The sequence below is a fragment of the Streptomyces sp. NBC_00414 genome (assembly GCF_036038375.1).
In the GTDB taxonomy this organism is placed as follows: Bacteria; Actinomycetota; Actinomycetes; order Streptomycetales; family Streptomycetaceae; genus Streptomyces.
In genome coordinates this window covers 1480301-1505561 of the sequence record NZ_CP107935.1, presented here as the reverse complement: position 1 = coordinate 1505561, position 25261 = coordinate 1480301, and the positions used below count along the sequence as shown (strand labels likewise).

General features: G+C 71.2%; 24 protein-coding genes. 11 read left to right on the top strand and 13 right to left on the bottom strand.

Annotated elements, in window-relative coordinates; translation table 11 throughout:
- Positions 1-108: 108 nt before the first annotated feature.
- The 3 genes from OHS59_RS06590 to OHS59_RS06580 all read left to right on the top strand — a co-directional run bounded on the left by OHS59_RS06590 (position 109) and on the right by OHS59_RS06580 (position 3195).
- Positions 109-1410: an alpha/beta fold hydrolase gene (locus tag OHS59_RS06590; RefSeq protein WP_328492456.1), complete on the top strand. Its 1302-nt coding sequence runs from the start codon at positions 109-111 to the stop codon at positions 1408-1410.
- Positions 1411-1511: 101 nt separating this feature from the next.
- Positions 1512-2288, top strand: a complete 777-nt coding sequence (locus tag OHS59_RS06585) for an SDR family NAD(P)-dependent oxidoreductase (RefSeq protein WP_328492455.1) — start codon at positions 1512-1514, stop codon at positions 2286-2288.
- Positions 2289-2355: 67 nt separating this feature from the next.
- On the top strand, positions 2356-3195 hold the full coding sequence (locus OHS59_RS06580; protein ID WP_328492454.1) for a pentapeptide repeat-containing protein: 840 nt from the start codon (positions 2356-2358) through the stop codon (positions 3193-3195).
- On the opposite strand, the gene OHS59_RS06575 is transcribed toward OHS59_RS06580, so the two are convergent.
- Positions 3163-4698, bottom strand: coding sequence for a cytochrome P450 (locus OHS59_RS06575; RefSeq protein ID WP_328492453.1), 1536 nt, complete (start codon positions 4696-4698; stop codon positions 3163-3165). The genes OHS59_RS06580 and OHS59_RS06575 overlap by 33 nt on opposite strands.
- 148 nt (positions 4699-4846) lie before the next feature.
- Between OHS59_RS06575 and OHS59_RS06570 the strand changes: the two genes are divergently transcribed.
- Both OHS59_RS06570 and OHS59_RS06565 read left to right on the top strand, forming a co-directional pair.
- Positions 4847-5455, top strand: a complete 609-nt coding sequence (locus OHS59_RS06570; protein ID WP_328492452.1) for a TetR/AcrR family transcriptional regulator — start codon at positions 4847-4849, stop codon at positions 5453-5455.
- 100 nt (positions 5456-5555) lie between these two features.
- A complete protein-coding gene (locus OHS59_RS06565) occupies positions 5556-6281 on the top strand; it encodes a DUF2470 domain-containing protein (RefSeq protein ID WP_328492451.1) in 726 nt (241 codons plus the stop codon).
- A gap of 27 nt (positions 6282-6308) precedes the next feature.
- On the opposite strand, the gene OHS59_RS06560 is transcribed toward OHS59_RS06565, so the two are convergent.
- From OHS59_RS06560 to OHS59_RS06540, 5 genes are all read right to left on the bottom strand, one after another.
- On the bottom strand, positions 6309-7394 hold the full coding sequence (locus OHS59_RS06560; RefSeq protein WP_328492450.1) for a hypothetical protein: 1086 nt from the start codon (positions 7392-7394) through the stop codon (positions 6309-6311).
- A gap of 62 nt (positions 7395-7456) precedes the next feature.
- Positions 7457-8704 (bottom strand): FUSC family protein, encoded by a 1248-nt coding sequence (locus OHS59_RS06555; RefSeq protein WP_328492449.1) that lies wholly within the window; start codon positions 8702-8704, stop codon positions 7457-7459.
- 82 nt (positions 8705-8786) lie between these two features.
- Positions 8787-9281, bottom strand: coding sequence for an FBP domain-containing protein (locus OHS59_RS06550; protein ID WP_328492448.1), 495 nt, complete (start codon positions 9279-9281; stop codon positions 8787-8789).
- A gap of 169 nt (positions 9282-9450) precedes the next feature.
- Positions 9451-9849 (bottom strand): hypothetical protein, encoded by a 399-nt coding sequence (locus tag OHS59_RS06545; protein WP_328492447.1) that lies wholly within the window; start codon positions 9847-9849, stop codon positions 9451-9453.
- Positions 9850-10065: 216 nt separating this feature from the next.
- Positions 10066-11610 carry a hypothetical protein gene (locus OHS59_RS06540; RefSeq protein WP_328492446.1) on the bottom strand — a complete coding sequence of 515 codons (1545 nt, stop codon included), beginning with the start codon at positions 11608-11610 and terminating at the stop codon, positions 10066-10068.
- A gap of 1024 nt (positions 11611-12634) precedes the next feature.
- On the opposite strand from OHS59_RS06540, the gene OHS59_RS06535 reads away from it, so the two are divergent.
- On the top strand, positions 12635-13624 hold the full coding sequence (locus OHS59_RS06535; protein ID WP_328492445.1) for a phosphotransferase family protein: 990 nt from the start codon (positions 12635-12637) through the stop codon (positions 13622-13624).
- Between the two features lie 3 nt (positions 13625-13627).
- Here OHS59_RS06535 and OHS59_RS06530 read toward each other — a convergent pair whose 3' ends face one another.
- The 4 genes from OHS59_RS06530 to OHS59_RS06515 all read right to left on the bottom strand — a co-directional run bounded on the left by OHS59_RS06530 (position 13628) and on the right by OHS59_RS06515 (position 18290).
- Complete coding sequence (locus tag OHS59_RS06530) at positions 13628-15004, bottom strand: GH1 family beta-glucosidase (RefSeq protein WP_328492444.1); 1377 nt, start codon at positions 15002-15004, stop codon at positions 13628-13630.
- 32 nt (positions 15005-15036) lie between these two features.
- Positions 15037-15876, bottom strand: a complete 840-nt coding sequence (locus OHS59_RS06525; protein WP_265647921.1) for a carbohydrate ABC transporter permease — start codon at positions 15874-15876, stop codon at positions 15037-15039.
- A gap of 100 nt (positions 15877-15976) precedes the next feature.
- Positions 15977-16966, bottom strand: coding sequence for a carbohydrate ABC transporter permease (locus tag OHS59_RS06520; protein WP_328492443.1), 990 nt, complete (start codon positions 16964-16966; stop codon positions 15977-15979).
- A 7-nt stretch (positions 16967-16973) separates the two neighbouring features.
- Positions 16974-18290 (bottom strand): ABC transporter substrate-binding protein, encoded by a 1317-nt coding sequence (locus OHS59_RS06515; protein WP_328492442.1) that lies wholly within the window; start codon positions 18288-18290, stop codon positions 16974-16976.
- A 168-nt stretch (positions 18291-18458) separates the two neighbouring features.
- Between OHS59_RS06515 and OHS59_RS06510 the strand changes: the two genes are divergently transcribed.
- Complete coding sequence (locus tag OHS59_RS06510; protein WP_328492441.1) at positions 18459-19811, top strand: ROK family transcriptional regulator; 1353 nt, start codon at positions 18459-18461, stop codon at positions 19809-19811.
- Positions 19812-19922: 111 nt separating this feature from the next.
- Positions 19923-20216: a hypothetical protein gene (locus OHS59_RS06505; RefSeq protein WP_328492440.1), complete on the top strand. Its 294-nt coding sequence runs from the start codon at positions 19923-19925 to the stop codon at positions 20214-20216.
- A gap of 53 nt (positions 20217-20269) precedes the next feature.
- Here the strand turns inward: OHS59_RS06505 and OHS59_RS06500 are convergent, their stop codons facing one another.
- The 3 genes from OHS59_RS06500 to OHS59_RS06490 all read right to left on the bottom strand — a co-directional run bounded on the left by OHS59_RS06500 (position 20270) and on the right by OHS59_RS06490 (position 23391).
- Positions 20270-21232 carry an SDR family NAD(P)-dependent oxidoreductase gene (locus tag OHS59_RS06500; RefSeq protein ID WP_328492439.1) on the bottom strand — a complete coding sequence of 321 codons (963 nt, stop codon included), beginning with the start codon at positions 21230-21232 and terminating at the stop codon, positions 20270-20272.
- Positions 21233-21636: 404 nt separating this feature from the next.
- A complete protein-coding gene (locus OHS59_RS06495; protein ID WP_328492438.1) occupies positions 21637-22302 on the bottom strand; it encodes an HAD family hydrolase in 666 nt (221 codons plus the stop codon).
- 51 nt (positions 22303-22353) lie between these two features.
- Positions 22354-23391 (bottom strand): PHP domain-containing protein, encoded by a 1038-nt coding sequence (locus OHS59_RS06490; RefSeq protein ID WP_328492437.1) that lies wholly within the window; start codon positions 23389-23391, stop codon positions 22354-22356.
- 179 nt (positions 23392-23570) lie between these two features.
- On the opposite strand from OHS59_RS06490, the gene OHS59_RS06485 reads away from it, so the two are divergent.
- From OHS59_RS06485 to OHS59_RS06475, 3 genes are all read left to right on the top strand, one after another.
- Positions 23571-23807: a hypothetical protein gene (locus OHS59_RS06485; protein ID WP_328492436.1), complete on the top strand. Its 237-nt coding sequence runs from the start codon at positions 23571-23573 to the stop codon at positions 23805-23807.
- A 322-nt stretch (positions 23808-24129) separates the two neighbouring features.
- Positions 24130-24843, top strand: coding sequence for a hypothetical protein (locus OHS59_RS06480; protein ID WP_328492435.1), 714 nt, complete (start codon positions 24130-24132; stop codon positions 24841-24843).
- A 2-nt stretch (positions 24844-24845) separates the two neighbouring features.
- Positions 24846-25217 carry a peptidase inhibitor family I36 protein gene (locus OHS59_RS06475; protein WP_328499077.1) on the top strand — a complete coding sequence of 124 codons (372 nt, stop codon included), beginning with the start codon at positions 24846-24848 and terminating at the stop codon, positions 25215-25217.
- Positions 25218-25261 lie beyond the last annotated feature (44 nt).

Genomic DNA, 25261 nt, shown 5'->3' with positions numbered 1-25261 from the left:
CCTGATCGGCCGGTCAGTACGGATTTCTTGATCCCCGGCCTCGGCTCACCGGAGAACTTGTGCTGAACTGGTTCGCGGTCAGGAATCCATCCGTCTCAGGAGCCCCTTTTGAGCACCAGCTACCGTCAGCCCGGTGTCGTCCTCAGCGACCGCCGGTTCACCGTGCCCCTCGATCACGACGCCCCCAACGGCGAGACGATCGAGCTGTACGCCCGTGAAGTGGTCGCGAGCGACCAGGCGGACCAGGACCTGCCATGGCTGGTGTACCTGCAGGGAGGCCCCGGTTTCGGAGCGAACCGCTTCATCGGCAGACAGGCCTGGCTGGGCCGCGCCCTGGAGGAGTACCGCGTCCTGCTCCTCGACCAGCGCGGCACCGGCAGTTCCACGCCCGCCAACCGGCAGACGCTCCCGCTGCGCGGCGGCCCCCGCGAACAGGCCGACTACCTCGCGCTGTTCCGCGCCGACTCCATCGTTCGCGACTGCGAGGCTATCCGCCCGGCCGTCACGGGCGGCGCCCCCTGGGCCGTCCTCGGCCAGAGCTTCGGCGGCTTCTGCGCGACCCACTACCTCTCCACCGCGCCTCAGGGCCTGAGCACGGCCCTGATCACGGGCGGACTCCCGACCCTCGACGGCCATGCCGACGACGTCTACCGGGCCGCGTACCCGCGCATCGAGCGCAAGGTCGCCGCGCACTACCGGCGCTACCCCCAGGACATCGAGCGGGCCCGCCGGATCGCCGAGTACGTCCTGCTCAACGAGCCCGTCCTCCACAACGGCCACCGGCTCACCGTCGAGGCCTTCCAGTCCCTCGGCATCATCCTCGGCAGCGGCGAGGGCAGCCACCGGCTGCACTACCTCCTGGAGAACGCCTTCGTCCGCACCGCCCAGGGCATGGCACTCTCCGACGCCTTCCAGGAGGACGCCCAGTCCCTCCTCTCCTTCGCCGGACATCCCCTGTACGCACTGGTCCACGAGGCCTGCTACGCCCAGGGCGACCGCCCCACCGCCTGGTCCGCCGAGCGGGTCCGCGCCGACTTCCCCCAGTTCGACGCGGCCAAGAGCCTCGCGGGCGACGGCCCCGTCCTCTTCACCGGCGAGTCCGTCCACCCCTGGACCTTCGACTGCGACCCGGCCCTGCGCCCCCTGCGCGAGACCGCGGACCTGCTGGCCGAGCGCACCGACTGGGCCCCGCTGTACGACGCCGGCCGCCTCGCGGCCAACGAGGTCCCCGTCGCCGCGGCCGTCTACCACGACGACATGTACGTCGACACCGAGCACGCCCTGCGCACGGCCCGCACGATCCGCGGCCTGCGCACGTACGTCACGGACGAGTTCGAGCACGACGGCGTACGGGCGGGCGGCCCCCGGGTGCTCGACCGGCTCCTGGCCCTGGCAAGGGACGAGGCCTGATGCTTTCAGGGGCGCGGGACTGTGACATGTGCGGCTCCGCCGCGTGGGCGCGCCCGGCCACGGCGAACCCGCAGATCGAATCCGCTCCCTAGGCTGATCCCATGACGAGATTCACCGGCTACGGAGTACTGATCACCGGCGCGGGCCAGGGCATCGGCGAGGCAACAGCACACCGCTTCGCGGCGGAAGGCGCCGACGTCCTGGTCACGGACCGCGACCCGGCCCGCGCCAAGCGGGTCGCCGCGGCGATCCGGGACAGCGGCGGCACGGCCGAACCGTACGGATGCGACGTGGCCGACCCCGCCGCGGTCGAGGCGGCCGTCACGGCCGCGGTGGACCACTTCGGCAGCCTGGACGTGCTTGTGAACAACGCCTACGCGTGCCACGCCGATCCCGCCTCCTTCGAGGAGCACGAGGACGGGCCCTGGTACGAGGACTTCGAGATCACCCTGCACGGCGCGTACCGCTGCATCCGCGCCGCCCTGCCGCATCTGGTGGCCGCGGGCGGGCGTGGCGCGATCGTCAACATCGGTTCGGTCAACGCCGAGCAGCACTTCGGCTCCCACGCGTACAGCGCCGCGAAAGCCGCGCTGGCCTCGCTCACCCGTACCGTCGCGGTCGAATCCGCCCCGCGGGGGGTGCGGGTGAATCTCGTCGAGCCCGGCACGATCCGTACCAATGCCTGGGACGGCCGCGGCGAGTTCCTCCAACGCGCCACCGCCCACTACCCGTTGGGTCGGGTCGGCGAGCCCGCCGACATCGCGTCCGCCGTGGCCTTCCTCGCGTCGGCGGACGCGGCCTGGATCACCGGAGTGACGCTGCCGGTCGACGGCGGCCTGCTGGTGAGCAACCTGGCCATGCTCCGCGACATGTCGTAGGGCGGGGCGGGCCGCTCGGGCAACCGTCGGTGATCACCACGGGTGCGCGCTGCGTAGGCTGGGGGACATGCAAGACGAAACCGGCAGCGTCGCACCAGCCCGCTCCGAACTGACAGCGGACTGTTCCCAGTGCTTCGGGCTGTGCTGTGTCGCGCTGCCCTTCGCCGCCTCGGCGGACTTCGCGATCGACAAGGCCGCCGGGAGCCCCTGCAAGAACCTCCGGACGGACTTCGGCTGCGGTATCCACACGGAACTGCGGCAGCGGGGCTTCAACGGCTGCACGGTCTACGACTGCTTCGGCGCCGGCCAGAAGGTCTCCCGGCTCACCTTCGGCGGCGAGGACTGGCGCTCGGGATCGGGGGACCACGCCCGGCTGATGTTCGACGTGTTCCGCGTCGTACGGCAGCTGCAGGAACTGCTCTGGTACCTCACCCAGGCGCTGGAGCTGCCCGCGGCCCGCCCGGTCCACCCCGAACTGCGCCGCGCGCTCGACCGCACCGAGGCCCTCACCCGCCGCGAACCGGAAGAACTGGCCGGGCTGGACGTGGCGGCGGTCCGCCAGGACGTCAACGTCCTGCTGCTGCGCACCAGCGAACTGGCCCGCGCCGGTCTCGGCGGAGGCAGGAAGAAGGAGCGTCGGGGCGCCGACCTGATGGGCGCCCGCCTCAGGGGCGCCGACCTGGCGGGTGCCAACCTCCGCGGCGCTCTCCTCATCGCCGCCGATCTGACGGGCGCCGATCTTCGCGGCGCGGACCTGATCGGCGCCGACCTGCGCGACACCGACCTCACGGACGCCGACCTGACCGGCGTCCTCTTCCTCACCCAGCCGCAGCTCAACGCCGCCAAGGGCGGCGCCGGCACCAGGCTTCCGGCGTCATTCACCCGCCCCGGTCACTGGACACCGTGAGGCCGCCGGGGCCTCCCGGACCCCGGAGACCTCCGGCCCGGGGACCGGTGCGGCGGCCGGTGCGGGGGAGCGGCGGTCGAGGCGCAGCGTCAGCCCCTCCGGCATCAGCGTGAGCCGTTCGGCCACCCGCAGCCGGTACGCGGGGTCCGCCCGCAGCTCGTAGCGGCGCAGCAGCAGCCCCAGCACGAGCGTCGCCTCGTGCAGCGCGAACTGCCGCCCGATGCACGCCCGCGCGCCGGTGCCGAACGGCTTGAAGGTGTGGGCGGGCCGGGCCCGTACGGCCGCCGGTTCGAAGCGGTCCGGGTCGAACCGTTCCGCGTCCGGGCCCCACGCGTCGGGATCGCGGTGCAGCAGCGGCATCAGGACCAGCGCCCACGCGCCCCGGCGCATCGGATGGACCCCGCCCAGGACCGTGTCCTCGCGGGCCTCGCGCGCGAACGCGGGCGCCGTCGGCCACAGCCGCAGCGACTCGTCGAGTACACGCCGCACGTACCGGAGCCGGGCGACCTGCTCGTAGGCCGGTTCCGGGGTGTCTCCCCAGACGCGGTCCACCTCGGCGCGGGCGCGGGCGGCGATCTCGGGGTGCCGCGCGAGGTGGTGCAGGGCGAAGGAGAGGGCGCCCGACGTCGTCTCGTGGCCGGCGATCAGGAAGGTGATGACCTGACGGCGGACGTTCTCGGGCGTGAGGCGCTCACCGGTCTCCGGATGGGCGGTCTCCAGCATCCGGTCCAGCAGGTCGCCGTCGCCGGCCGGCCCGTGCAGGCGCGTCTCGACGACGGCGTCGACCGTGCGGTTGAGGTACGCCACGTCGGCCCGGTTGCGGCGGGAGGCCGTGCGCATCAGCACGGGCGCCACCGGCGCGGGGACGACATTGAGGCGCTGCGCGTACGACAGGGCGCCCACCATGGCCGTGACGAAGGGGTGCGGCCGGGCGCGCTCGAAGGAGTCGAAGTCATGGCCGAAGCCGGTGCGGGCGATCGTCTCCAGCGTCAGTTTCGTCATGTCGCCGGGCACGTCGACGGCCCGTCCCGCGGCCTGTTCACCGTCCCAGCGGTCGGTGAGCCGGGAGGCCACCCCCAGCATCATCGCGTGGTAGCCCTCCATGGCCTCCCGGCTGAAACCGGGGGCGAGGACGTCGTGCGCGAGCTGCCAGTTGGGCTCGTGGTTGTACGCCGTGAAGAGGCCGTCCCCGGCGACGGGACGGAGGTTCGCGACCCCCAGCCCGACATGCTTGGCGAACCGTGACTCGTCCGCCAGCTCGCCGGTGAGCCCCGCGCCCCAGACGAAGACGATCTCCTTGCCGAATCCCTTGCGCCGGAAGATCGGACCGAGCTTTCGCCCGGCGCGCAGTGAATCCTGCAGCGGTGTACGGAGGTTGGTCCCGACGGCGTCGCCGATCAGCGGCACGCGGTAGGGCGGGCGCGGGATGCGGTGCAGCTCGGGCCACCCCAGCTCCGCGCTGCGAAACCCCTTCGGCAGCACCGTCTTCCTCGCGTCCGCCATCACGCATCTCCTCTGTGCCGAGCGCCTGTTGAGCCTGTTGTACGCGGATTCAATAGTGTCCGACAGTCTGATCCCGCTGTTGAACCGACGTCAAGTAGGCCGACGCGCACGGCCTCGGGCAGGTCGGCGGGCCGAGTAAAGTGCGGGCATGGCCGCCAAGCAGGGAGAGCGCACGCGCCGTCGGCTCAGCACCGAGGAGCGCCGGGAGGAACTGCTCACCGTCGGGGCGCGGCTGTTCTCGGAGAGCCCGTACGACGACGTCTGGATCGAGCAGGTCGCCGAACTGGCCGGCGTCTCACGGGGATTGCTCTACCACTACTTCCCGACCAAGCGGGACTTCTTCGCGGCCGTCGTGGAGCGTGAGAGCAGGCGCATGCTGCGGGTCACCGCGGCCGTGCCCGGCGTGCCCGTGCGCACGCAGATCGACGCCGGGCTCGACACCTTCCTGGAGTACGTCCAGAAGCACGCGCACGGCTTCCGCGCCTTCCACCGTGCCGAGGCGGCGGGGGACCAGGCCGTCCGGAAGGTGTACCGGGAGACGCTCGCCGCGCAGCAGCGGCAGATCCTCCAGGCGCTGGCGGCCGACCCGGAGACCGCCTGGACCGAGGAGGACCTGCCGGTCCTGCGGATCGCCGTGCGGGGGTGGCTGGCCTTCATGGCCGCCGCCTGTCTGGAGTGGCTCAAGGAACCGGATCTCTCCCGGGAACAGGTGCGCGACCTGTGCGCGCGTGCCCTGCTCGGAGCCGTACGGCCGTGAAACCGCTGTCACAAAGGCGCCGTGAGCGGCGCCGCGTGGTTGGCGTACACCCCGATCTTCGATAGGTTAGGCAAGGCTTACCTAAGAGGGAGGGTTTGGGATGGGTGACCGTCACAGCTGGACGGCCGCACCGGCCACGGCGCAACGCGCCCGGTCGGTGCTCGCCGCGGCGTGGTCCTGCGCGGTGACCGCGGAAGGCGGTCGGGAGGAGTTCATCGGCGTACACACCGTCGCGGAGGACGGCAGGGTGCTGCTCCACCTGCCGGACGACAGCGTGCTCACCACGGCCGCGATCTGCGCGCCTCGCGGAGAGCCGTCCGCCGTACTGGAGTTCGCCGACGTGGCGCCTGTCCCGGTACGCGACCGGATCCGCTCGCGCCTGTGGATGGCGGGCTGGTTCGCGCCCGAGGACGAACACCTGACGTTCCATCCGACCCGCGCCGTGCTGCGCGAGCCCGGCGGAGCGATCGTCGTCGACCTCGACGAGTACGCCGCCGCCGAGCCCGACCCGCTGGCCGTCGCCGAGGCGCAACTGCTCACCCACCTCGCCGACGCCCACCCGGACGCCGTCGAGCGGCTGACCCGGCTCGTCGAACCGGACTGCCTGCTCGGCGCGGTGCGGGTGCAGCCGCTCGCCGTCGACCGCCACGGGCTGACGCTGCGCATCGAGCGCGCCCGCGGCCACGGCGACGTACGGCTGCCCTTCCACCGGCCCGCGGACGACGTCGGACAGCTCACCGAGCGCATGCACGTCCTGCTCACACAGGCGAGCAGCGCGAGGCGTCCGCGCGCGCTGCAGCGGCAGCGCACGGAAGGCGACGGCTGACGCGAACGCGCCCGCCGCGAGCGGGGCTCACCAGTCCCCGTCACCGACCGGCTTGCCCGGCGCGTCGCCCAGCGGCTTCACCTGACCCGGCGACGGCGGCTGCCACGGAGTGTGGTCGTCGCCGAGCCAGTCACCGACCGGCTTCACCGCGCCGAGCGCGTCCGTGGGATCGAGATCCGTGCCGTCCTGGTCCCAGTAGTCGAACCAGGGCAGCCCGGCGCGGGTGTAGGCCGCACGGTCGACGGGGGACGGCGGGGGAGCCTCGCCCGTGACGCGCCGCCACTCCGGCGGTGTCACGAGGTGGACGAAGACCCGCCCGGCCGCGTCGGCCGACCAGTCCGACAACGGGCGGTCGTCCTTGTAGACCTCCTGGCGCATCGAACCGCCGACGCCGAGACCCATCGCCCCCGAGGCGCGGGGCGCGGCGCCCGCCGGGGACGCCGGCACGGCACCGCCGAACTGCGGCACGGAACCGGGCGCGGACATGGCACCCGGAGCGGACATGGGGGCCGGGGCGCCGTAGCCGCCCGACGCCATCCGGATCCGTCGGCGTGCCGTCTCCTCCGCCAGCCTGCGCTGCTCGTCACGCCACGCGTGCAGCGCGCCGTCGTTCAGCGGGAACGACTGCAGCTGTACGCCGCCCCACACCTCCTCGCCGGTGACCTGGCCCTCGACCGTCGCGCCCAGCCCGAGCGGCACCGCCACGAACTGGCGGACCGTGCCCTTCCCGGAGTTGATGCCGTCGAGCCACGGCTGACGGGGCAGCACCACGTAGTTCTGCGGATCCCGCGCCGGCCGGGGGCTCCACGGCTCGCCGGACACCGCGCACACCTTGCCCGCGCCCACCTGGAGGGCCGCCGGTTCCGCACTGGCGAAGCTCAGCCACATCGCCTCGCGCAGATGGACCGGCAGCATCACTCCGCCGCGCGCCAGCCACTCGGCGGGCACCGTGTCCGGGTGGTCCTCCACGCGCCGCAGCGGGAACTCGCCGAGCCCCGGCGGCAGCGCGTGCGTACCCGTCTCGGGCAGGCGCAGGGTACGGATGAACCGGACTCGCACACCGCCCGGCAGAAGCAGTGAGTTCCCGTCGATCCGCACGGTGCCGTCGGCCATCCGTACTCCTTCCGCCATTGTCGTCCCGGTCCGTCACACGGTGTTCGGTACGTTTACGTACGTCACGTAGTACGAGCCGAGGGGGCCTTGCGGTTCCGCCGCGAGCGCCGCAGGCGCCGGCGGAAGCGGTCCAGCCGGGGCATGCGTTCGCGCTGTTCGCGCGTGCAGCGGTCCAGTTCCTCCAGCAGGCGGCGGGAGCGGTGCTCCATGTCGAGTTCGTCGAGGATCCGGGTCACCTCGGTCACCACGGCGCCGTACAGCTGCCATTGGTGCGCGTCCCGCTGCACCTCCTCCAGGAGGAGCTGGGCCAGCTTGTCGCGGGTGGCCGTCGCGGCCGTGAGTTCGGAGGCGAGCCGGGACTCCGCCGACTCGGCGCTGTGGCTGACGTCGGTGGTGACCAGTACGGCGAAGCTGACCACGGCGTCGCCGACCTCGGACAGGAGCTGCTCGAAGACCGCCCCGATCTGCGACTCGAACAGCGGTTCCGGGGCGCGTTCCTTGGCGAGGTCGGTGAGTGTGCGCGTGAGCACCCGCAGGACCACCGTGCAGATCTCCAGCGTGTCGAGACCGGTGCGCAGGACCACCCGGTGCAACAGACCCTCCCGGACACGGGGGTTGAGCCGCAGGCTGTCCTCGGCCTGTTTGAGGGCCGCGTCCACGTCGACGATGTCGTGGTCGAGTTGCCGTGCCTCGTGGAGGCTCTCGGTCGCAACGGCCACCGGTGGGCGGCCGGACGCCTCGTCGCCGACCCGCAGCATCAGCTGTCGCATCCGGCGGGCCAGATCCTCGATGGACTCACCGGCGGCGCCGACCCACACCGGGGGAGCGAACAGCAGATTGCAGCCGAGGCCGACCACGGCGCCGATCACGGTCTCCAGGATCCGCGCCCAGGCCGTGTCGCCGATCCGGGTGACGCCGAGGACCAGCATGGCGCTGATCGCCACCTCGGGCACGAACTCGCTGACCCGCACCAGGCGCCCGACGGCCAGCGAGGCCAGGATGAGCAGCCCCAGACTCCACCAGGTCAGCCCCACCAGGGCGCTGAAGCCGATGGCCACGAGCACGCCGGCCACCACGGCGTTCACCCGCCGGATGCCGGTGGTGAGGGTGGAGTAGAGCGTGACCTGGACGACGAGGAGCGCGGTCAGGGGAGCGGTGAGCGGAGCGACTTCGGGGCTGAAGTGCAGAGCGACCACGTACGCCACCGTCGCGGCCGCCGCCGACCGGACCGACTGGACGAAACCGGGCTGTTGTCGCCACTTCGCCACCTGGGCGGTGCCGGCAGCCCACACTTCACGTACATCTCGCATCCTTGGCCACTTCCCGTTCGACACCCGCATCGAACACGAACGGAGGGAGCAGCTCCGCCGATGACACCGACTGCCCGGCCGGTCAGGAGTACAGGCGGTCCAGGAAGGCGGCCAGATGGCCGTTCGTGCGGGTGACCTGCTCGTCCACGGTGAGGCTCTCCTCGAAGCGCGCCCCTGGTCCGGGCAGCTTCTTGCCGCGTACGTAGAGGGAGCAGGCGAGGTCGGTACAGATGTAGACGCCGACCGAATTGCCCTCGCGGCCGGGTACGCCCACCTTGCGGGCCGTCATCAGGGAGACCCCGTTTCCCGGGTGCGTGGTCAGGCACAGCGAGCACATGCTGCGGTGCGTGAAGCCCCGCTGCTGCGAGGGGAAGCGCAGGGTCACGCCCACGGGGCCGCCGGACCGCTCGGTCACCAGGTAGCTGCGGTCCGGTGCCCCGGGATCGCGCCAGCCCAGGAAGTCCAGATGCTCCCACGGCCGCTCCGCGAGGTCGTGCGGTACGAACAGTCGTTTCGCCTCTCCCTTGGAGCAGTTGACGAACGAATTGCGGATGTCCTGCTCGGTGAGCGGCTCCATGGCGGGCTTCTCCTGGCGGATCGGGAGCGACTGAGATCAACCTAGGGGTACTAGGTTCTGACCTATGTTACGTAGCCGATCCGACGACAGCCAATGGATTTTTTCGGGTACCTCATGGTGAAGGTGCCGGAGGCGTGACCAGCGGCGGCGGGGGAAACGTCGGACATCGCTACGCGTCGCCGCCGGGGTCCGCATCGGGGCCGGAGCCGGGTCCGGCGTTCGAGTCCGTGTCGGACAGGCGGAGAGCGAGGGTGCGAAGGAGGTCGGTGCTCTTGATGTCGGAGCGTTCCGTGTCGTGGATGTCGGCGAGTTCCGAGAACAGGAAGGCGAAGGCGCCGACCAGGGAGATGGCCGCGGGCATCAGGGCGTCCACGACCGCCTGGCCGGCCTCGGCGGGGGTCGCGTCGCCGGGGACCTCGACCGACGGGAAGACCTCCGTCACCAGCCTGCCCAGTTGGGCCTCGCCGGCGTCTATGTCGACGTCGGTGTCCTCGTTGAGCCTGCGCACCATTTCCTGGGTCTCGGTCAGGACGCCGATCGCTCGGAGGATGATCTCGCTCTGTTCCATGCGGGGAGCTTATGCGGTCCGGTTTGCTCGTGGTCGGGGGTGGGCGCCGCGGGTCCCGTGCGGGTTCGCGTCGGGCAGGAACTGCGCCCCGTACACGCCGAAGTGTCGGGGAGGGGGTCGCGCATCGTGGCGGCCGAGGGCGCCTGTTGTCGGGAGCCGTGCCCGTGATTCCGTGTGGCGGCGCGCGCAGGGGCAGGCCCCTCTTGAGGGTGCGGCTCAGGCCGAGGAGAGCTGGTTGGCTATCTCCTTCTCCCAGGCGCTCTGCTGCGCGGGGTCGTTGAGCGACGCAGCCCACTCCTGCGGCGACTGCTTGTGCTGGGACGGGCCGGCTTTGAGGACCCCTAGCAGCGCACGTGCCGACTCACGGACGCCGTCGGGAGCGTTCCTGCTCGCGGGGACGTCCGGGCCGGCCGCGAGCGCATAGAGTTTCTGCGCCATGAAGTGACGCTCGCCCTGTTGGACGGATTTCGTCACCTTGAAGAACTCCTTCAGCGCGTCGCGGCGTGCGGCGGGCGCGGGCGGGGATGCCGATGCGGCTGCCTCGGGCCGGTCCGTCCCGGACTCGGCCTGAGCCGGTGTGGGCCTGGCCCACCGGTCGGGGTGCCGCGAGGCGACATACCGGTTGCTGCCCGCCCTGGCTCCCTTGTAGAGAGCGCCGCTGAGCAGGAGGGCCGCTGCCGCGCCGGCCACGGCAGGTGCCGCCGGGCCGCCGATCGCCCCGGCAGCGGCGGCGATCGCGAGGCCACCGCCGGCGGTACGCACCGTGTTTCCCCCGAGGCTGGTGATGCGTTTACCCATCTTGGTGTGCTGCTTGTGCCGTGCGTACTGGATTATCTGGGCCAGTTCGGCATGCAGCAGTTGGTTGAGCTCAAGGACGCCGGCTCCCAGTTCCGCGGCGGCCGCGTCCACTTCCACCGCGACAGTGTCCGACCGGTCGGCCACTTGCTCCCGCGAGGCCCCTGCCCCGGCCGTCTGCTGCTGTACCTCCCCCAACCGGTCGCGTACGTCCTGGAGTCGGCCCTCGTTCCCCGGCGCCGCACCGGAAGGTCCCTGTGCCAGACCCTTGAGTGCGCGGTTCTTGTTGTAGGTCTTCCAGATGACAGTGGAATCACGGGCGGCTATCAGCGTGGAATAGAACACGCTGAAAACGCCGGTCGCCTCCCCGAGCGCGGACACCCCGCCCAACTGGCCGGCGTTTCGCACCGCGGCGTTGGCCATGCCGGTGGCATCGCCGGCGACCATGCCGACGTTCTGTGCCACGCCGAGAGGCTTCCCGTTCATGTCCTTCCTGGGCTTGTGGGACTCCGGCCCCGCGCCTGTGCGGCCCTTGCGCGCGGCGTTCAGAGCACGCGCGTCGTTGACCACCCCCAGGACATCGGTCACCGCGTTGATCCCGGTGTCGACCTGGGCGACGATCGCGGTGGCCTGTACCTGACCGGTGTCGCCCGTGGCCTGCCCGTGCATCCGGACGCCGCCCTCCGTGGGCGCGTTGATCCGGTTGGCCACCGTGTCGGGCTGGTCAAGGATCTTCTTGCCCTTGTCGGTCCTGGACGGGGTGGCGAGGATCTGTCGTATCTTCCCGGCGACCCTCTTCAGCTTTCCCCCGGCACCGGCCAAGCGCCGCAGCCCACTTCGACGCCGCTTCGCCTCCTGCTGACTCCGGTCCTGCTGACTCTGCCCCTGCGCAGCCGCCGCCGCTGCTGCTTCCTGTTGGTGCCGCTCCTCCACCGCGGTCTCTTCACGCTCGGGCTGCTCCTGCACCTCGGTGACTTCTTGACGCTCAGGCTGTTCCCGTGCCGCCGCGGCCTCTTGCCGGCGGCGCCCTTCTGCCGCCGCGTCCGTTGCCACCGCCCCGACCTGGCGCCGTCGTTCTTCCAGTGCTCTTGGTCGTCGGCGTCCTTCGGTTGCCGCGTCTGTCGCTACTGCTGCGATTCGGCGGCGTTCTTCCGCGGCCTCTTGCCGGCGGCGCCCTTCTGCCGCCGCGTCCGTTGCCACCGCCCCGACCTGGCGCCGTCGTTCTTCCAGTGCTCTTGGTCGTCGGCGTCCTTCGGTTGCCGCGTCTGTCGCTACTGCTGCGATTCGGCGGCGTTCTTCCGCGGCTTCCTCCCGGCGGCGCCCTTCCGCCGCCGCGTCCGTCGCCACCGCCCCGACCCGTCGCCGCCGCTCCTCCGACACCCCCGGCCGCCGACCACCCTCCACCGCCGCATCCACCGCCACCTGTCGATACGCCGCCGCCCGACGGCTCTCCTCCGACGCCCCCTGCTCCTCCCGAGAGAGCTGCGGCGGTTCGGCAGCCTGGGGCAGGTCGGCGGGGGCTGAATTCGACCGACCCCTGCCGATCGCCAAGGCGTCCACCTCGGAGGAGCCCGCCTGCCGCCGATCTCCGCCTGCGGAACTCGGGCGAGGACCGTTCGACGCACGCTGGATCGCCGCCGCAACGGCTCTGTTTCCCGCTTTGCCCTGCAAGGAGGCCAGCGAAGGCTGTGGCCTCTGAGTACGGCGCTTGGCCGGACCAGCGGCGTCCGTGCGACGTGTCCGGGTCTCGCGCGGGCGGTCCAGCACGGAAGCTCCTTCTGAGGATTCAGGACACCAGGGCAAAAGGGGTATCGGGCGCAAATATTTTTATATCGAAAAAGAACGCAACGTGAACAAGGGAACACGACAACATTTCGGGAAACGTACCTGTGGTGACCGAGTCGGATGTTTCCTTTGTGTTTATTCTTCGAGCGAGATGCGTTCCGGTGGCTCGGCGGAGACACCGGCGTCGAGGACGGGGTGGGCCGGCATGCCGGAGGAACGGGTCGGACGGATCCTGGAGGCCGCCGGAATCGCGGCGGACCGCCTCGCCCGGTGCCGTCCGCTCAGCGGCGGAACGTACAACACCGTCGAGGAACTGCTGCTCACCGACGGCAGCCGGTACGTGCTGAAGATCCCGCCCCCGCCGGACGCGCCCGGTCTGAGCCACGAGCGCGAACTCCTCGTCTCGGAGGCGGAGTTCTACCGCGCGGCCGCCACGGTCGACGTGCCCGTGCCACGCGTGGTGGGCGTCTCCTTCGAGGCGTCCGCCGAAGAGTCCACGCCGACCGGCCGCCATCTGCTGATGACGGCCTGTCCGGGCGACATGTGGGACGACCGCTTCACGGCGGACGAACAGGGTCCCCTGCGAAGGCAGTTGGGGGTCCGGGTGGCCAGTCTCCACCGGGTGACCGGACCCGGTTTCGGCTATCCGTCCGGCGCGCTAGGCCCCCTGTCCGCCGACTGGCGTTCCGCCTTCACCGCCATGTACGCGGCCGTCCTGCACGACGCCCGCCGGTACGAGGCCTGGCTGCCGCGTCCGTTGGAGGAGACGGCCCGCACGGCCGCGTCCGCCTACGGTGCTCTGGACGAAGTGACCGTTCCGCGCCTGGTGCACTTCGACCTGTGGCGGGGGAACATCCTGGTCGAACGCCCGGCCGGTGCCGGCGGCCCCAGGATCGGCGGGCTGATCGACGGCGAGCGCATGTTCTGGGGCGACCCTTTGGCGGACTTCGTGTCCCTGGCGCTGCTCGACGACATCGAGAAGGACCGCGATTTCCTGGCGGGGTATCAGGAAGGCGGCGGGCGGGCCGAGTTCACCGACCCGGCCCGCCGCCGCCTCGCCCTCTACCGCAGCTACCTCTACCTGATCATGCTCACCGAGACGATCCCCCGGGACATGGGGGACGAGCACGACGCCTGGCTCCGGGACACGGTGGCCCCGGAACTCGTGGCGGCGCTGGACGAGTTGGCCCGGTAGGCCTCAGGCGGCCTTGGGCACCAGCCCGCCGTGCTCCCGGACGATCTCGGCGTACCGGCGCCCGCTTCCCTTCACCGTGCGCCGCTGCGTCCGGTAATCGACGTGGACGAGGCCGAACCGCTTGTCGTAGCCGTACGCCCACTCGAAGTTGTCCAGCAGCGACCAGGCGAAGTAACCCGCCAGCGGGGCCCCCTTGCGGGCCGCTGAGGCGCAGGCCGCCAGGTGCTGTTCGAGATACAGAGTGCGCTCGGGATCGTGGACGGTGCCGTCGGGGCGTACGACGTCCGGGTAGGCGGAGCCGTTCTCGGTGACGTACAGCTTCTGGGCGCCGTAGTCGTCCGTGAGGCGCAGCAGCAGGCTCTCGATGCCGGCCGCGTCGATCTCCCAGTCCATGGCCGTGCGCGGCACACCGTGCCGGCGTACGGCGGCGGCGTACGGGGCCGGGCCCGTCGGGTCGTCCGCGATGGCCGACGGGAAGTAGTAGTTGAGCCCCAGCCAGTCCAGCGGCTGGGCCATGACCGCCAAGTCGCCCTCTCGTTCCGGGAGTTCGACTCCGTACACCTCGCGCATGTCCGCCGGGAAGCCGCGGCCGTGCACCGGGTCGAGCCACCAGCGGTTGGTGTGCCCGTCCATGCGCCGGGCCGCCGCGATGTCCTCGGGCCGCTCGGTGGCGGCCTCGACATAGGACAGGTTGTTGACGATGCCGACCTGGGCGCCGGGGGCCGCGGCGCGGATCGCCTGGGTGGCGAGGCCGTGGCCGAGGAGCAGGTGGTACGAGGCGCGGACGGCCGCCGTGAGGTCGGTCAGGCCCGGGGCCATCCGGCCCTCCAGATGGCCGATCCAGGCCGAGCACAGCGGCTCGTTGAGGGTCGTCCAGTGCTGGACGCGGTCGCCGAGGCGTTCGGCCACGACCGTCGCGTACGCGGCCAGGTGGTGTGCCGTGTCGCGTTCGGTCCAGCCGCCGCGGTCCTGGAGCACCTGCGGAAGGTCCCAGTGGTACAGCGTGACCGACGGCGTGATGCCGGCCTCCAGCAGACCGTCGATCAGCGAGTCGTAGAAGTCGAGCCCCTTGGCGTTCGCGGGGCCGTCGCCGCCGGGCACGACCCGCGGCCAGGCGATCGACAGCCGGTACGCGTTGGTGCCCAGTTCCTTCATCAGGGCGATGTCCTCGCGCCACCGGTGGTAGTGGTCGCAGGCGACATCCCCGTGGTCGTCGCCGTCCACCTTCCCCGGTGTGTGCGAGAAGGTGTCCCAGATGGAGGGCGAACGGCCGTCCTCGGCCACGGCACCTTCGATCTGGTACGCCGAGGTGGCCGTGCCCCACACGAAGTCCTGGGGAAGTGCGGCGAGATCGATGGTCACAGAAGTCCTTTCCGACATGGGGGAGTTGGGCGTTGTGGGGGGAGCGGTGGTCACTTGACGGCTCCGGCGGTCAGCCCGGCGACCAGGTAGCGCTGGAGCAGCAGGAACCCGGCGACCACGGGAACGCTCACCACGAGCGACGCGGCCATGACCTGGTTCCAGTACACGTCGTTCTGCGTGGCGTAGCCCTGGAGCCCGACGGCGAGCGTGCGGGTGGTGTCGTTGGTCATCACCGACGCGAACAGCACCTCGCCCCACGCCGTCATGAACGCGTACACGGCGACCGCGACGATGCCCGGCACCGCCGCCGGCACGACGACCCGGAAGAGCGCGCCGAGCGGCCCGTTGCCGTCGACCATCGCCGCCTCGTCCAGGTCGCGCGGCACCGACTCGAAGTACCCGATCAGCATCCAGATCGAGAACGGCAGCGAGAACGTCAGATACGTGAGGATCAGACCGATCCGCGAGCCGAAGAGCGCGATACCGGTGGCGTTGCCGATGTTCACGTAGATCAGGAACAGCGGGAGCAGGAACAGGATCCCGGGGAACATCTGGGTGGACAGCACGGTCACGGTGAACAGGCGCTTCCCGCGGAAGCGGTAGCGGCTCACCCCGTACGCCGCGAAGATCGCGATCACCACCGACAGGACCGTCGCCGCACCCGCCACGATCAGCGAGTTGACGAAGTACTTCGCCAGCGGAACGGTTGACCAGATGTCGATGTAGGGGCGGATCGTCAGCCCGCTGGGCACCCAGCGGAACTCGCCGGACACGTCCTCCAGCGGCTTCAGCGAGCTGGACAGCATCACGTACACCGGCAGCAGGACGAACCCGGTGAGCAGCGTGAGGAAGATCCGTCGCGACCAGACGAAGGACCGGGGCGCGGCCATGGGCGACCGCCGCGACGGCAGCGCGCCAACGGGGCGCGGGGAACTGCCCGACCGGCCACGACGCACCCGCGGACGGACAACCGAACTCGAAGCGGTGCGCTCAGGCATCGGCGCCCCTCCGTCCGCGTGAGGTGAGGATGAGATAGACACCCGTCACCACCAGCAGGAACAGCAGAAGCAGCACGGACATCGCGGATCCTGTCCCGAAGTTCCACGTCACGAACGACGACTGGTAGATGTGGATCGAGATCAGATCGGCGGCTTCCGGCGCCGCTTTCCCGAAGAGCACGTACGGCGTGTTGAAGTCGTTGAACGTCCACAGGAAGAGCACGAGGACCAGCACCTGGTTGACCGGGCGCAGCGACGGCATCGTGATGCGGCGCAGCTGCTGGATCATCCCGGCCCCGTCGATCGCCGCCGCCTCGTACAGCTCCTTGGGGATGTTCTGCAGGCCCGCCATCACGATGAGGAAGGCGAACGGCCAGCCCTTCCACACCGACACGACGAGCAGCGCGACGAAGCTGTTGTCGCCGATGAGCCAGAACGACGGGCTGTCGGTGAGGCCCAACTGGTCGTGCAGCACGTGGTTCACCAGGCCGTTGTCCCGCTGGAACATGAATGCCCAGGTGATGACGGCCGCGTACACCGGAAGCGCGTACGGGACGAGGAACACGGCACGCAGGAAACCTCGGCCGCGGAAGTTCTCCTGCATGTACACCGCGGCCGTCGTGCCGAGCAGCCAGCACAGACCGACGGAGAGCACGGTGAACGCGCAGGTGACGAAGAACGAGTGGAGCAGCGCCTTGCCGATGGGCGCGTCGAAGTCGACGGACAGGCTGTAGTTGTCGAAGCCCGCCCAGGGCGCGGCGCCCCAGTCGCGGATGTAGAACTGGGTGAGCTCCTTGAAGCTCATGACGATGCCGATCACCATCGGCACGAGGTGGACGAGGAGTTCGAGGAGCAGGGCGGGCAGCAGGAGCAGATACGGCAGGGCTATCCGGCGTACCCGCCCGGGGCGGCGGCGCGGGGCAGGCGCCGGCGCACCGGGCGGTGCTTCCTTCCCGACCGCGGGCTGTGCGGTCACGGTCATCGAGCGCTCACTTCTTCGGCATCTGCTGCTGGGCCTCGTCGAGCTTCTCCTTGACCGAGGCCGTGGTCACCGGCCGGCCGGCCGCCGCCTCCGCGAAGAGCTCCTTCACCGCCGTGCCGACCGCGGTCTCGAACTGCGACTCGTTGGCCACCTGCGGCAGCGGGGCCGCGCTCTTGGAGAGGGTGTCCCGGATGACCTTCAGGGCGGGCGTGTTGAAGGCGGGGTCCTCCTGGGCCGCCTTGACCGGCGGGATGGACCCGTAGGTCTTGTTGAGCAGCTTCTGCTCGGCGTCGCTCGTCATGAACTTCACGAACTTCCGGGCGCCGTCGATGTTGTCGGTGTTCTTGAAGACGGCCATGTTGATGCCCGCCACCATCGAGTTGACGGCCGTGTCGGCGCCCGGAGCGCCGGACTGGACCGGCACCGGCGCGACACCCCACTCGTCGTCGCTCATGCCGTGGGCCTTGAGCGTGCTCGCCGCCGTCTGCCACAGCACCATCGCCGTCTTGTCCTTGGCGAAGTCCTGGAGGGACTGGTTCTGCGCGTACTCGGCGTTGCCGGGCGCGATGACCTTGTCCTTGCCCATCAGGTCGACGTACTGCTTGACCGCCGCCACGGCCCCGTCGGAGGTGAAGTCGGGCTTGCCTTCGGCGTCGAAGAAGTCGGCACCGTGCTGCTTGGCGAAGACGAAGACGTGGTGGATGTTCTCCGAGAGGTTCGCACCCTCGGCGCCCAGCGCCCACTTGTCGTCCTTGGAGATCTTCTTCCCGTCGGCGACCAGCTCGTCCCAGGTGGCGGGCGGTCCGGAGATCCCCGCGTCCTCGAACATCTTCTTGTTGTAGTAGAGGGCGTACGCCATCGAGTACAGCGGGACCGCCGCCGGGTCGGTACCGGCCTCACCCGCCGAGCCGAGCGCGGACTCGACGAACCGGTCCTTGCCGCCGATCGTGCCGAAGTTCTTGGCGTCCCAGGGCAGCAGGGCCCCCGTCGCCTGGAGCGAGGCGGACCAGGTGTTGCCTATGTTGAGGACGTCCGGGCCCTGGCCCGAGGTGGTCGCGGCGAGGATGCGGTTGAGGAGATCGGACCAGGGAACGACCTCCAGCTTGACCTTGATGCCGGTCTGCTTCTCGAACTTCTTCAGTTCGGGGGTGAGGATCTTCTTGTCGGCCTCGATGCTCGGGCCCTGGTTGGAGGCCCAGTAGGTGAGCGTCTTCGGCGAGTCGTTGGACCCGCCGTCCGTCGACGAGCCACCGCCGCAGGCGGTCACGGCGGCCAGCATGGAGACAGTGACCGCGCTCGCGGCCGCGGCTCGGGTTCTGCGCATGACGTCAGGCGTCCCTTCCTGAGGGAAAGCAGGAGGGCGTGGTGCGTTCACTTCTCGAACGACCCTCACGGCTTAATTTAGGACGTGAGTTAAGCTCCGTAAGAAAGTCGCGTCAAGGGTTGGCGCAGCGGTATCTTGCAGGTCGGGGGTACGGCGGGAAGGAACCACATGGCGGGGCGGAACGGTCGAACGGTGCGTGACCTGCGGCGGGGCAATCGCACGGCCGTATTGAGAAGGCTCTATTTCGACGGCCCGATGAGCCGGTTCGAACTCGGTCCTGCCACCGGGTTGAGTTCCGGCTCCATCAGCAACGTGGTCGCGGAACTGGTCGGCGAGGGTCTGGTGGAGGAGGCGGGCAGCGTCGACTCCGACGGCGGCCGGCCCCGTACCCTGCTCCGGGTCGCCCCCGCCAGCGGCCACATGATCGGCGTGGACGTCGGCGAGACCCGCGTCCGCGTCGAGCTCTTCGACCTGGCCCTGACCGAACTCGCCCGCACCGAACGGCCCTTGGAGCACCAGGACTACGACGTCGGCGTCATCGTCGGTCACATCCGCGACGGCGTCGCCGAGGTCCTGGCCACCGCGGGCATCGCCCCCGAACGGCTGCTCGGCGTCGGCATCGGGGTACCCGGCATCGTGGAACGCACCGCGGCCGAGGGTGCCGTCGTGCACGGCCAGACCATCGGCTGGCCCTCCGTCCCGCTGGAGTCCCTGCTCCGTGCCGCCTGCGGGCTCCCGGACTCCGTGCCGTACTTCACCGACAACGGCGCCAAGACCCTCGGCCAGGCCGAGATGTGGTTCGGCGCCGGCCGCGGCGCGCGCAACGCGGTCGTGGTCCTCTTCGGCTCGGGCGTCGGCGCCAGCCTCGTCTCGGACGACGTGGAACTGGGCCGGGCCGTGGAATGGGGACACCTCACGGTACGGGTCAGGGGGCGCCGCTGCCGCTGCGGTGCGCTCGGCTGCCTGGAGGCGTACGCGGGCGCCGAGGCCCTGCTGGAACGCTGGGAGGAGGCGGGCGGACGCCCGCCGAAGGGTGTCGACGAGGAGACCGCCCTCACCGCCATGCTCGCCGCCGCCTACCCGGCCGCCGGCACGGCCGCGGACGGTGGAACGGCCGCGGACGGCGCGGCGGCCGACGGCGCGCAGGCCGACCCGGTGGCGCTGGCGGTGCTGGAGGAGACGGCCGAGTACCTGGGCGCGGGCCTGTCCGACCTGATCAACCTCTTCCAGCCCGAGCGCATCCTCATCGGCGGCTGGGCCGGGCTCCAGCTCGGCTCCCGCTTCCTGCCCGCGGTCCGCGCCCACGCCGTCTCGTACGCGCTGCGCCACCCGGCCGAACGGGTCACCATCGAGCTCGGCGCCCTAGGACCCGACGCGGTCACGGTCGGCGCGGCGATCCTTCCGCTGGCCGACTTCTTCGCACGCGGCGGACGGCGCGCGGGCACGGGACCGGGGTCGGGCTCGGGGGACACGCCGCCGCCGGCCTGGCGCGCGGCCCTGGAGGAGCGCGCTCCGCATTGACGCCCGGGGTATCGACTCCCGGGGTTTGCCGGGTCGTTCCGGCAGGTACCCGCACCCTTGGCCGACAAGGGATCTCCACCCGACGTGGCCCGACCAGGAGGGGAGCGCACCGTGAGCGAGTACGGGACCAGGACGCCCGAGGAGAACGACGGCCCCGTGCCCAGGGACCTGCCGGACCAGCAGGTGCAGGAGGGCGAGGACCCCTGGGACGTCATCACGCCGCCGGAGTCCGGGCCGGGCGAGGACTCCGACGGGCAGGACGGCCGCCCGAAGACGAAGCAGGACGCCGACGCCGCCGGCACCGACGTCCCCGACACCGACGAGGCGGGCACCGGACGGCAGGGCGACTCGGGCACGAGCACCGTCCACCCGGAGGACCCGGAGCCGGAGGAGTCTCCCGCCTGAGTGCCTGAGATGCCCGGGTGCCCGCGCGGACGCGGCGCCTCGGGCGGAGGGCCTCAGGCGAAGGCGTCGACGCCGGTGAGTTCCGCCGAGAGGGCCCACAGGCGGGCCGCCGACGCCGGGTCGACCGCGTAGTCGCGCACGCCGACCCGCGTACCGTCGGCCGGAGCGGGTTCGGCGATGTCGCAGTCCTCGCAGTACACGCCGCCCATGCCGGACAGCTGCGGAGAGGTCGCCGCCCACACCTGGGTGGCCGCGCCCTGTTCGGGGGTCTTGAAGCCCTCGGGGTTCAGCGGGACACCGTTCTCGTCGATCCAGCCGCGCTCGACCATCTCCTCCTTGGGGAGGTGCCGCTGCAGAGGCGTGAGGATGCCGCCCGGGTGCAGCGCGAAGGCCCGTACGCCGGAGTCCTTGCCGAGTGCGTCGAGCTGCACGGCGAACAGCACGTTGGCGGTCTTCGCCTGCCCGTACGCCTCCCACTTGTCGTAGTCGCCGCGGTTCCAGTGCGGGTCGTCCCAGCGGATGTCCGAGGTGTGGTGGCCCGTCGAGGAGACGGAGACGACCCGGGCGCCGCCCGGCGCGATCGCCGGCCAGAGCCGGTTGACCAGGGCGAAGTGGCCCAGGTGGTTGGTCGCGAACTGCGCCTCCCAGCCGGGGCCGACGCGGGTCTCGGGGCAGGCCATGATCCCGGCGTTGTCGATGACGAGGTCGATGGTGCGGCCGGTGGCTAGGAACCGCTCGGCGAACGCGCGAACGCTCTCCAGATCACCGAGGTCCAGTTCGTCCACCTCGACACCGTCGATACCGGCGACCGCCTCCTCGGCGACCGCGGGGCGCCGCGCGGGGACGACGACCCGGGCACCCGCCTTGGTGAGCGCCCGCGTCGTCTCCAGGCCGAGCCCCGAGTAGCCGCCGGTGACGATCGCCAGCTTCCCCGTGAGGTCGATGCCGTCGAGTACGTCGTCGGCGCTGCTCCGGGGGCCGAAACCCGAACCGATCTTGTGCTGTGCAGTGGTCATACGGTCGACGCTACGGATTGGAGCGCTCTCGAAGTCAAACGACGCCCTCGGGGAACGCAAAAGCCGCAAGGAACGGAAAAGGCCGCGAAGAACGGAACAGGCCGCGGAGAACGGGAAAGGCCCCGACCGGACGGGGGAATCGCGGTCGGGGCCGTCTGTGGGTGGCCACGGATGGCGGTCGCCTCTCGGCGGTGTGCTCCACAGGGCTTCAGCCGAACGATCTTCCCTGTGGGCGGAAGGTGAGGCCCGGGGACACTGTCCCATCCGCACCCACAGCTGATTTAACGGGAAACTACTGGCGAGTGTTCCCAGGTCGGGGCGGTGCCGGCCGTGATCTGCGTCACGGCCCGGGTGTGGTCGGGAACACCCTCGCGTCCGGGCCTCCCGCGCCCTGCGGGGACGGCCTAGCCTCCCGTCGGCAGCGGGCTGCCGGCCAGTGACGCGAGGAGGTGGGCCGGGTCCCGGTAGACGGAGCTGGCCCCGGCCTTCTCCAGGTCGGCTCGCGGGATACCGCCGCACAGCACCCCCACGCAGAGGACGCCCGCCCGGGTGCCCGCGCGCATGTCCCAGACCGTGTCACCGACGAAGAACGAGTGCTCGGCGGTGGCCCCGGCCAGTTCCAGGGCGTGTCGCACCGGATCGGGCGCGGGCTTCCCGGCGTCCACGTCGTCGGCGCTCGCCGTCGCTCTGATGACGTCGTCGGCGTCGATGGCCCGCCGCAGTGCCGCCAGTTCCGGCCCTCCGGCGGAGGTGGCGAGCACGACCGTCCAGCCGTCGTGGTCGAGGCGCCGCAGCAGCTCTCCGACGTCCGGGAACGGGGGCAGCCGGTCGAAGTACGTGCCGTAGAGGGTCTTGTGAGCGGCGCTGATCGCGTCGTCCTGCCCGGTGTCCCGCCCCTCGCCCAGCAGATGGGCGATCAGGTCGTCGGAACCGAGGCCCACCGCCCGGTGGACGTCGTGCATCGACACGTCGTGCCCGGCCTGCCGGAACGCCTCCCACCAGGCCGTCACATGAAGGTGGTTGGTGTCGACAAGAGTGCCGTCCACATCGAATACGGCCGCCCGTTCCATACATCGTCCCTTCGCCGCAGTGTCGCGTTGTTCAGATACCCCAGTACCGCGTCACACGGCCCGCACGCCTGGCGGAGTCACGCGATCCCGCGTCCAGGCCAGCAGTTCCTCCGCCGACCAGGTGGTGACCACGCGCTCCGGAGACACCCCGCACTCCTCGGCCCGCGCACATCCGTACACCTGCCACCCGAGCTGTCCCGGCGCGTGCGCGTCGGTGTCCACGGAGAACAGCACACCCGCCGCGACGGCTCGGCGGAGCAGCCGCCGTGGGGGATCGAGCCGCTCGGGGCGGCTGTTGATCTCGACCGCCGTGCCCGTCTCGGCGCAGGCGTCGAACACCGCGTCCGCGTCGAACTCCGACTCCGGCCGCCCCCGCCCGGTGACCAGCCGCCCCGTGCAGTGCCCCAGCACGTCCGAGTGCGGATTCCGTACGGCGGCGACCATCCGGCGTGTCATCGCGGCCGCGTTCATCCGCAGCTTGGAGTGCACCGACACCACGACGACGTCGAGCCGGTCGAGCAGCTCCGGCTCCTGGTCCAGCGACCCGTCGTCGAGGATGTCGCACTCGATACCGGTGAGCAGCCGGAAGGGGGCCCACCGCTCGTTCAGTTCCGCCACCACGTCCAGCTGCTCCCGCAGCCGCTCGGCGGACAGACCGTGGGCCACCGTGAGGCGCGGCGAGTGATCCGTGAGGACCGCCCACTCGTGTCCCAGGCGCGCCGCGGCACGGCCCATCTCCTCGACGGGGCTGCCGCCGTCCGACCAGTCCGAGTGCAGATGACAGTCACCGCGCAGCAGCTCCGCCAGCCGCTCGCCACCCCGGACGAGGGGCTCGGCGGCCTCCTGCTCCAGTTTCTCCAGATAGCCCGGCACCTGTCCGGCCAGCACCTCGCGCACCACCTGCGCGGTCTTCGGCCCGATGCCCTTCAGCGACTCCAGCGACCCCTCGGCCGCCCGCCGGGCCACCTCGTCGGCGGGCAGCCCCGTGACGACGCCCGCCGCCGTACGGAAGGCCCGTACACGATAGGTGGGGGCCTGGGACCGTTCCAGCAGGAAGGCGATACGGTCCAGCGCCTCTGCCGGGTCCATGGCTCCAGCGTGGCCCACTCGGACCGGCTTCGCACGGCAGCCGACCGGCCCGCCCTGTGCCACCATGAAATGCGAACCTCGTACGGACGCCGCCACGTCGGCTCCGCCGAGTGCCACGACGACCGACAGCGCCGCCCGGGCAGGCTTATCGGCGGCACGCGTGTGGAACCGGTGGGATCATGACTGAAATCGCCAGCCCCTTCATCTCGCACCCGCGGATCACGGTCCTGGGCGTCCAGCCCGGCCATCCGCCCTTCCGCATCGTCGAGATCGACGGTGCCGTCATCGGCGAGGCCAAGAGCTTCACGGACGTCCTGGTGGCCGCCGCGGCGTACGGCATCCCGGTGCACGACGCCGACGACCCGGCCGTGGTGCGCTGGGTCGGCGGAGACAAGCTCACCTGGCACCCGCGCTAGCCCCTCCGGGCGACGGGGGCGCACAGAGAACCGGCCCGCCGCCGGAACGGCCCGGCTGCCGGAACCGCCCCGCCCGGAGAATGCGTGTCCTGCGGCGGCGCGTCCGGGTGAATCCCGGCGGGGGCGCGTTGACCTGCGCCTTTCGCGCCGTGGTGAGCCGTCGCGAACGCCGTGGCCCCGCGCATCGGCGGACCGCGGGAGGCGGGCTCGGCCGTGCATGGGGCGATTCCCACGAGGGCACTTTGATCTTGCCGGCCGCCGGTGATCAACACCCGGCCAGGCTCTCCAGGGCCTGTCCCTCCCTCGTACGACAGGAGTCGTCATGTTCCGCCGCTTCGCCCTGCTCGCGGGCCTGTGCGCCGCCGCGCTGGTCGTGCCGGCGCTCGGTGGATGCGCTCCGACGGACGCCGGGCGCGCGGGCCCCTCCCTGCCGAGCAGCCAACGGGAGCGGGACGACCTCATCAAGGCCGCCCAGCAGACTCTCGTCGAACGCTGCCTGACCCGGCGGGGGCTGTCCCTGGAGGGGGCCCGCGACGAGGACCGACAGCTGCAGGGCGCCCTCTTCGGAAAGGGCCGGCCCGAACTGGCCGTCACCCTCCCGACCGGCTACACGGTCAGGGCGCACACCGACGGCTGCCTGGCCGCCGCCCAACGCGAGCTGTACGGGGACGAGCGCCGCTGGTTCCGTACCCAGGTCGTCGTGGACAACCTCCGCGCGGAGGCCCGGCAGCGCATGAAGGACGACCCCGACTACCGCGTGGCGCACGGCCACTGGGTCCGCTGCGCCACCCCGGCCGAAGGGCCGAGGCCCGCGCGCCCCGACCCGGAGACGGCCGCACGGTGCGAGCGCGAGAGCGGCCTCGACGAGGTGCGCGCCCGCCTCGAACCGGTCCTGCTGGCCCGGGTCCGCACCGAGCGGCACGACCAGCTGACCACCTACCGGCAGCTGCGCACCCGCGCACTGCACCGTGCGGCGGATCTGTACGCCGCACGGACCGCTTCGGACAACCGACAGAAAGGCAGTACCTCTTCGTGATCATCAAGCGTTTCGCCCTCTCCGCCGCCGCGGCCGTCCTCGCCCTGAGCGGCGGCCTGGCCCTGGCCGCGCCCGCCGGCGCCGTGGACTGTCCCAGCGGCGAGTTCTGCGCGTGGGAGAACGCGAACTTCGGCGGCCAGCGGGCCAACTGGTCCGGTGACGACGGCTGGTGGGAGGGCTACATCGCCGACGCCGACTCCTCGTGGGCCAACCACGGGATCTCCGGGCCGGGTATCAAGGACCACGTCAAGGTGTACGAGGACGCCTGGCAGGGCGGCGACATGACGATCTGTCTCAGCCCGGGCCAGGAGGTCGGACACAACGCCGTGGCCAACGACCGCGGGGACTCCCACACCTGGGCCGTGCGCTGCTGACGGCGTCCGGACGGATCCCCGGCGCGTGACCCGAGGAGGGGAGT

Coding starts and splice junctions, on each gene's coding strand:
- OHS59_RS06585 (WP_328492455.1), top strand. CDS start 1,512: ATGACGAGATTCACCGGCTACGGAGTACTGATCACCGGCGCGGGCCAG.
- OHS59_RS06580 (WP_328492454.1), top strand. CDS start 2,356: ATGCAAGACGAAACCGGCAGCGTCGCACCAGCCCGCTCCGAACTGACA.
- OHS59_RS06575 (WP_328492453.1), bottom strand. CDS start 4,698: ATGGCGGACGCGAGGAAGACGGTGCTGCCGAAGGGGTTTCGCAGCGCG.
- OHS59_RS06570 (WP_328492452.1), top strand. CDS start 4,847: ATGGCCGCCAAGCAGGGAGAGCGCACGCGCCGTCGGCTCAGCACCGAG.
- OHS59_RS06565 (WP_328492451.1), top strand. CDS start 5,556: ATGGGTGACCGTCACAGCTGGACGGCCGCACCGGCCACGGCGCAACGC.
- OHS59_RS06560 (WP_328492450.1), bottom strand. CDS start 7,394: ATGGCCGACGGCACCGTGCGGATCGACGGGAACTCACTGCTTCTGCCG.
- OHS59_RS06555 (WP_328492449.1), bottom strand. CDS start 8,704: ATGCGAGATGTACGTGAAGTGTGGGCTGCCGGCACCGCCCAGGTGGCG.
- OHS59_RS06550 (WP_328492448.1), bottom strand. CDS start 9,281: ATGGAGCCGCTCACCGAGCAGGACATCCGCAATTCGTTCGTCAACTGC.
- OHS59_RS06545 (WP_328492447.1), bottom strand. CDS start 9,849: ATGGAACAGAGCGAGATCATCCTCCGAGCGATCGGCGTCCTGACCGAG.
- OHS59_RS06535 (WP_328492445.1), top strand. CDS start 12,635: ATGCCGGAGGAACGGGTCGGACGGATCCTGGAGGCCGCCGGAATCGCG.
- OHS59_RS06530 (WP_328492444.1), bottom strand. CDS start 15,004: ATGTCGGAAAGGACTTCTGTGACCATCGATCTCGCCGCACTTCCCCAG.
- OHS59_RS06525 (WP_265647921.1), bottom strand. CDS start 15,876: ATGGCCGCGCCCCGGTCCTTCGTCTGGTCGCGACGGATCTTCCTCACG.
- OHS59_RS06520 (WP_328492443.1), bottom strand. CDS start 16,966: ATGACCGTGACCGCACAGCCCGCGGTCGGGAAGGAAGCACCGCCCGGT.
- OHS59_RS06515 (WP_328492442.1), bottom strand. CDS start 18,290: ATGCGCAGAACCCGAGCCGCGGCCGCGAGCGCGGTCACTGTCTCCATG.
- OHS59_RS06510 (WP_328492441.1), top strand. CDS start 18,459: ATGGCGGGGCGGAACGGTCGAACGGTGCGTGACCTGCGGCGGGGCAAT.
- OHS59_RS06500 (WP_328492439.1), bottom strand. CDS start 21,232: ATGACCACTGCACAGCACAAGATCGGTTCGGGTTTCGGCCCCCGGAGC.
- OHS59_RS06495 (WP_328492438.1), bottom strand. CDS start 22,302: ATGGAACGGGCGGCCGTATTCGATGTGGACGGCACTCTTGTCGACACC.
- OHS59_RS06490 (WP_328492437.1), bottom strand. CDS start 23,391: ATGGACCCGGCAGAGGCGCTGGACCGTATCGCCTTCCTGCTGGAACGG.
- OHS59_RS06485 (WP_328492436.1), top strand. CDS start 23,571: ATGACTGAAATCGCCAGCCCCTTCATCTCGCACCCGCGGATCACGGTC.
- OHS59_RS06480 (WP_328492435.1), top strand. CDS start 24,130: ATGTTCCGCCGCTTCGCCCTGCTCGCGGGCCTGTGCGCCGCCGCGCTG.